Raw genomic sequence first — 5,606 nt, forward strand, 5'->3', positions numbered from 1 at the left:
AATCATTGGAGAATTAGGTGTTGTTTATGGTGTTACTGGTGCTTCAGTTTTAGGAATCAAGTTATTGAAAAAGAAAGGTTTAAACCTTCCAGATTGGTTGCTACGCGCGGGTCTCAAATGCTTGATTATCGGCTCAGTTTGGTACCTACTAATTGATATGCTAGATGTATTTCTACGTTAGACACTTATCTGGTAGTTAAGGAAGGCTACTGCAATATAGATTGGTCAAACATTGTTCCCCTTCCACTTTTCCTCAACTACCTCCATATAAGGAGGTAAGGAAGTATGTTAGAACTTTTAACAATTCCTGCTGTTATGATTACTGCTGCAATTTTTAATAAAAATTACAAACAAAGTGATAAAAGAAAAATTGCAAGATTTTTTGAAATCGCTAATATTTGTGTGAAAGAAAAAAATAAGTTAGAGTATCCTAGATTTAAAAGACAAGAAGAAAAAGAAAAGAGCATGGTCTATATTTATGAGCTGCCATTAGGAATCCCCTCGCAACTTATCAAAAAATTAGATGAAGTTATTGCTGAAGGATTAAATAAGCCTGTCAAAATCCACTATGAATCCCCTTTCCTCTATGTTCAAGTGTTTGAAGATGATATTCCAAAGAAATGGAAATGGAATGAAGAATTGATACGACCTGATACTTGGGAGGTTGCAATAGGAAAAACATTAGATACAACTTTATATCATGATTTTGATCAGACACCACATTTACTTATGGGTGGTTTAACGCGTATGGGGAAAACAGTTTTTTTGAAGGTATTGGTTACTTCTCTTATTAAATCTAATCCAAATCATACTCATTTTTTTATTATAGACCTAAAAGAAGAAGGATTAGAATTTGCGGAATACCAAGATTTAAAGCAAGTTGTGGAAGTCGCTGATAGCCCTGAAAGAGCACATGAAGTACTTATTAAGGTTATGGCTCTAATGCATCAGCGTGGAAAGTATATGAAGGAAAATAGGATGAAAAATATTGTTCAGACAAAAGAAAAGGATCGTTTTTTTGTCATAGTTGATGAAGGTGCTGTTCTTGCACCAGCAAAAGGATTACCAAAGCATGTGAATAGAATGTTAGAAGAATGTCAGTATATGTTAAGCCATATTTCACGTATTGGCGGGGCATTAGGTGTACGATTAATATTAGCTACCCAATATCCTACCGTGACTTCTGTTCCCTCTGTTGTAAAACAAATGAGTGATGCAAAGTTAGGGTTCCGATTACCCACTACAGTAGCTTCGCAAGTTGTGTTAGATGAGTCAGGATTAGAGAACTTACCTTCTTTGCCAGGAAGAGCATTGTTCAAAACAGATCGGATATATGAGTTACAAGTCCCTTATTTATCTGATAAAAAGATGAGAGAGCTTTTACAAGAATATGAGGTGACTAAACAAAATGAAACACCAAAAACTCAAACAAAAAGCGAGACACATCGAGATTTTATCGAGTTTAAGTAAGCTTGAATTTGCTACCAGAAGGCAATTACAGGCTATTCATGCCTTAGGAAGTATTCGGAATGCAAATCGTGTCTTAAAAGATCTTCGCCAATATTGTCATGTAACTTCTTATAATCGAGAATATGTGTATTATCTCAACAAGAAAGGTCTTGCTCTTTTGGGATTAGATCCGAATCAACGTAAAAAAAAACATCAACTTGAGCATATTATTTTACGAAACGAAGCTTGGATGTGGTTGGATTTTCCTGATTGGAAAATAGAGCAAGTCATTCAATTTCGATATCAAAATGAAGAAAAAACAATTGTTCCAGATGCTTACTATGTTAAGGACCAAGTGCCCTATTTTGTTGAGATTGATAGGTTACAACATATGAAAGTAAACGAAGAAAAAATACAGTATTATGGATTAATAACTAAAATATATAGAAAACAAAATAATATAGTACCTAATGTTTTATTTTTTACGATATCAGATTATCGTGAAAAAAAACTAGAGGATTATGGAGTGAAATATAATGTATACGTTCGTACATTTTTATTAAAAGAAATTTTATAGAATAAAAAACACAAGGTAAAATTATTTGCCTTGTGTTTTTACATATCCCAAAAATTATGTACGTTTGCTTTAGAATCAAAACGTTTAATAGCCTTCATGATTTTTTGAACCACTGACAACGTAGGGATGTGCTCCTTATCATTACAAAGTCTTGTAATCGTGCTCCTACTAACCTTTGATGCTATTTCTAATTCTTTTTGCTCAATACCATTTTGATCTAACCATTTGCCTAATTTCGTTCGCTTTTGTTTGTTTCCTTTCATTCTAATCTTCTCCTTTACATCTATGTATCTGTAAGTTTAGACATGTTTTATTAAACCTATACATACATAGATGAGTCAAAAAAGAAGCATATGGCTCAAAAAAGAAGCATATTATAAAAATAGTTAAAGAGAATATAAAAGTTTTTGTAATTATTTTGTGGAATATAGCATACATAGTAATAGCTACAAGTTGCGAATAAACTGAAGTATAAATGCAACTTGTTGTAAAGGGTATGCTATTAAAATTAAAAAGCTGAATCCCTTGCTGCCGTAAGGGATTCAGCTTTTTTGTGTTTCATAGATTGGTAATTTACTTTTAGTTATTTTATATAAACTTATTTGTAATATGTCGAATACTATTCTTCCATGTTTATTTTCAATAAAGGTTTTTATAAAATTTCACGCACCATAATAGGATATAAAAAATGCAAACCTAGAATTAAGGTTCACATTTTTTACATGATTTTAATATGTTAATGTTTCTTGATATTGTTAGGTCTGAACACGTAAAACATAGGTAATACTATAGAAGTAAGGACAAAGGTAGAAACCTAATTAATTATTCGATTACTACGTGTTAATAACCTATGTAAAAACAAAGTAATCAGATAAACTACTTAGGTAAGGTGGGAAGTATATGAGTGGTTTTTTAGTTGTTATAGTGGCTTTAATTTTCTTTTATGTATTGGCCAACATTACTTGGAAAAACACCTATGATCCAGATAGCGATATGAAAAGAAAACAATGTGCAAATAACTTAGAACGAAAAGTTTATGATCAATTGCGTTACATAGGCCTTTCTCCTATTGTTCAAGAAAAGATTGGAAGATACAGGTTAGATTTTGCGATATACGGGAAAAACGGGAAAAAGTTGTGTATAGAAGTGGATGGTTACATTTTTCATAATACACCCGAGGCTAAAAGGAAAGATGCAATCCGAGATTCTTATCTAAAGAAATTAGGATGGGAAATTTTGCGGATTAGTGATCGCCAGCTAAAAGAAGATTTACACGCATGTATGCGGAAAATTGAAGTAAGACTTTACGAAATGGATTTACTTCCTGAAGAACACCCAAGTATGCAATTGAAATTGCATACAAAAGATGAGTAGTAAGTGCTGCTCATCTTTAATAAAGGATTTTAAAAAATTTCACGTACTATAATAGAATATAAAAAATGCAAACCCTAAATTAAGGTTTGCATTTTTTAGTGTGTTTTGTATTCGGGATAAACGTCTTTTTTCCCTTTTTTATTTATTGTATGATTGGTTTTTCTACTGATACTTGGTTTCTGAACCTTAAATTGTTTAGGAATTTTAAGGTCAGGCTCATGACCGCAGATCCAATTTTTTAAACACACCACTCCTTTATTTAGTTGTTATATCTACATTTTCTTTACATACTTTTGCAATGTGCTTTATAAAATCAATTATTGGATAGGTAACTAAACAAGGAGATTGAGTAAATTGTATCCCTTCTTTTTGCATCAGTATGACAAGTTTTTCTATACTCATTTCTTTACGCTTTACTTTGTTATAGGGGTACCGCCACATCGCTATCAAGCTAACAAAACAAAATACCCCCTAAAATGAAAAAATACGCTATTCTTTCTGTAGAATCATAGGAAAGGATGGCGTTTTTGTATGTCTATTTCTGTATCTGATGAATTACAATTATTTGCTCAAGAAATTCAAAGCCTCTTATCCCCAAATATCTTACGAGATTTTGCTAGAGATGTTGGTTTTGTGCAACGAACTAGTAAGTACCAGGCAAAAGATTTAGTCGCTTTATGTGTATGGATGAGCCAAAATGTTGCTACTACTTCTTTGACTCAGTTATCTAGCTGTTTAGAAGCATCAACTGAAGTGCTCATCAGTCCTGAGGGACTGAATCAACGATTTAATAAAGCAGCCGTCCAATTTTTACAACACATATTAGCTGAACTACTAAATCAAAAATTGGTCTCATCTATACCGATTTCTTCTCCATATACTTCTGTTTTCAAGCGTATTCGTATTTTAGATTCAACTGCATTTCAACTCCCAGATTCCTTTTCATCCGTTTATCCAGGTGCAGGAGGATGCAGCCATACAGCGGGGGTGAAGATTCAGCTTGAGTATGACTTATTAAGTGGACATTTCCTGCATATCCATACAGGTCCAGGTAAACAACATGATCGAACCTACGGTTCTCTATGTGTCCCAACTGTGACAGCAAATGATTTATGTATCCGAGATCTCGGGTATTTTCATTTGAAAGATCTTCAACATATACAAGATAAAAAGGCTTATTATATCTCTCGTATCAAGTCAAATACACGTATTTATCAAAAAAATCCCACCCCTGATTATTTTCAAGATGGAAGAATAAAAAAAGGTACGGAATATATACAGATAGATATGGAGGTCTTAATGAACTCTCTTCAGCCAGGACAAACATGTGAAATCTCCGATGCTTATGTAGGAATGACTGATAAAGTACCAACTCGTATGATTGTTCATCGACTAACAAAAGAACAACAACAAAAACGATTATAAGATCAAACTGTAAGAGAAAAAAAGAAAGGAATGAAGTATTCTGATCGTAGTAAACGACTTAGTGGTATCAATGTATATATGACAAATACCCCTATAGATATTGTCCCGATGGGACAAGTACATGACTGGTATTCTTTACGTTGGCAAATCGAGATTTTATTTAAAACGTGGAAATCATTCTTTCATATTCATCATTGTAAAAAGATAAAACGAGAACGCTTGGAATGCCATTTGTATGGACAACTGATTGCCATTCTACTCTGTTCTTCTACTATGTTTCAAATGCGGCAATTACTTCTTATGAAAAAGAAACGAGAACTGAGTGAATATAAGGCCATATATATGATTAAAGATTACTTTCTTCTTCTTTTCCAAGCTATACAGAAAGACACCCAAGAGCTATCAAAGATTCTACTTCGCCTGTTCAACCTCCTACAACAAAACGGGCGAAAATCTCATCGACTTGAGAAGAAAACAGTCTTTGATATATTAGGTGTCGTTTACAATTGTACCATGTTTGATAATCAAGCGGCTTAATTCAAAAAAATGAAACCCGTTAGGGTTTATTTCGTATGCAAATCTTTAAATTCCCTACACGTATCCTTTAGAAAAAAGAAACAACCTCTACTATAATTGACGTTGTATGAACTTAGCTTGATGGCGATGGGGTACCGCCACATGCCCATCAACTTAAGATTTTAAAGTACCCCGAAATGAAGAGAAAGTTGTTACTCTATGTTTCTAACTAACATTTTTGCACCAGAACCAAATCAATTATATT

At 33.1% G+C, this 5,606-nt stretch carries 5 protein-coding genes and 1 pseudogene; 5 read left to right on the forward strand and 1 reads right to left on the reverse strand.

What is annotated here, in order from left to right; all coding sequences use genetic code 11:
- The first annotated feature begins 1 nt into the window (after position 1).
- The 3 genes from ACFQZ1_RS10390 to ACFQZ1_RS10400 all read left to right on the forward strand — a co-directional run bounded on the left by ACFQZ1_RS10390 (position 2) and on the right by ACFQZ1_RS10400 (position 2,026).
- Positions 2–181, forward strand: a complete 180-nt coding sequence (locus tag ACFQZ1_RS10390) for a hypothetical protein (RefSeq protein WP_377882119.1) — start codon at positions 2–4, stop codon at positions 179–181.
- Between the two features lie 104 nt (positions 182–285).
- The gene (locus ACFQZ1_RS10395) at positions 286–1,470 is read left to right on the forward strand and encodes an FtsK/SpoIIIE domain-containing protein (RefSeq protein ID WP_377882121.1); all 1,185 of its coding nucleotides are present in this window, start codon (positions 286–288) and stop codon (positions 1,468–1,470) included.
- Positions 1,409–2,026, forward strand: a complete 618-nt coding sequence (locus tag ACFQZ1_RS10400; protein WP_377882123.1) for a replication-relaxation family protein — start codon at positions 1,409–1,411, stop codon at positions 2,024–2,026. The genes ACFQZ1_RS10395 and ACFQZ1_RS10400 overlap by 62 nt, the downstream gene beginning before the upstream one ends.
- 38 nt (positions 2,027–2,064) lie before the next feature.
- Here ACFQZ1_RS10400 and ACFQZ1_RS10405 read toward each other — a convergent pair whose 3' ends face one another.
- On the reverse strand, positions 2,065–2,289 hold the full coding sequence (locus ACFQZ1_RS10405) for a helix-turn-helix domain-containing protein (RefSeq protein WP_377882125.1): 225 nt from the start codon (positions 2,287–2,289) through the stop codon (positions 2,065–2,067).
- Positions 2,290–2,926: 637 nt separating this feature from the next.
- Here ACFQZ1_RS10405 and ACFQZ1_RS10410 point away from each other — a divergent pair.
- Together ACFQZ1_RS10410 and ACFQZ1_RS10415 are read left to right on the forward strand one after the other, a co-directional pair.
- Entirely contained in the window at positions 2,927–3,400 is a 474-nt protein-coding gene (locus ACFQZ1_RS10410) for an endonuclease domain-containing protein (protein WP_377882127.1), read from the forward strand.
- Between the two features lie 531 nt (positions 3,401–3,931).
- Positions 3,932–5,362 (forward strand): annotated as a pseudogene (locus ACFQZ1_RS10415) (IS4 family transposase).
- Positions 5,363–5,606 lie beyond the last annotated feature (244 nt).

This window comes from Bacillus sp. CGMCC 1.60114 (assembly GCF_042676365.1).
GTDB classification, from domain to species: Bacteria; Bacillota; Bacilli; order Bacillales; family Bacillaceae_G; genus Bacillus_A; species Bacillus_A rhizoplanae_A.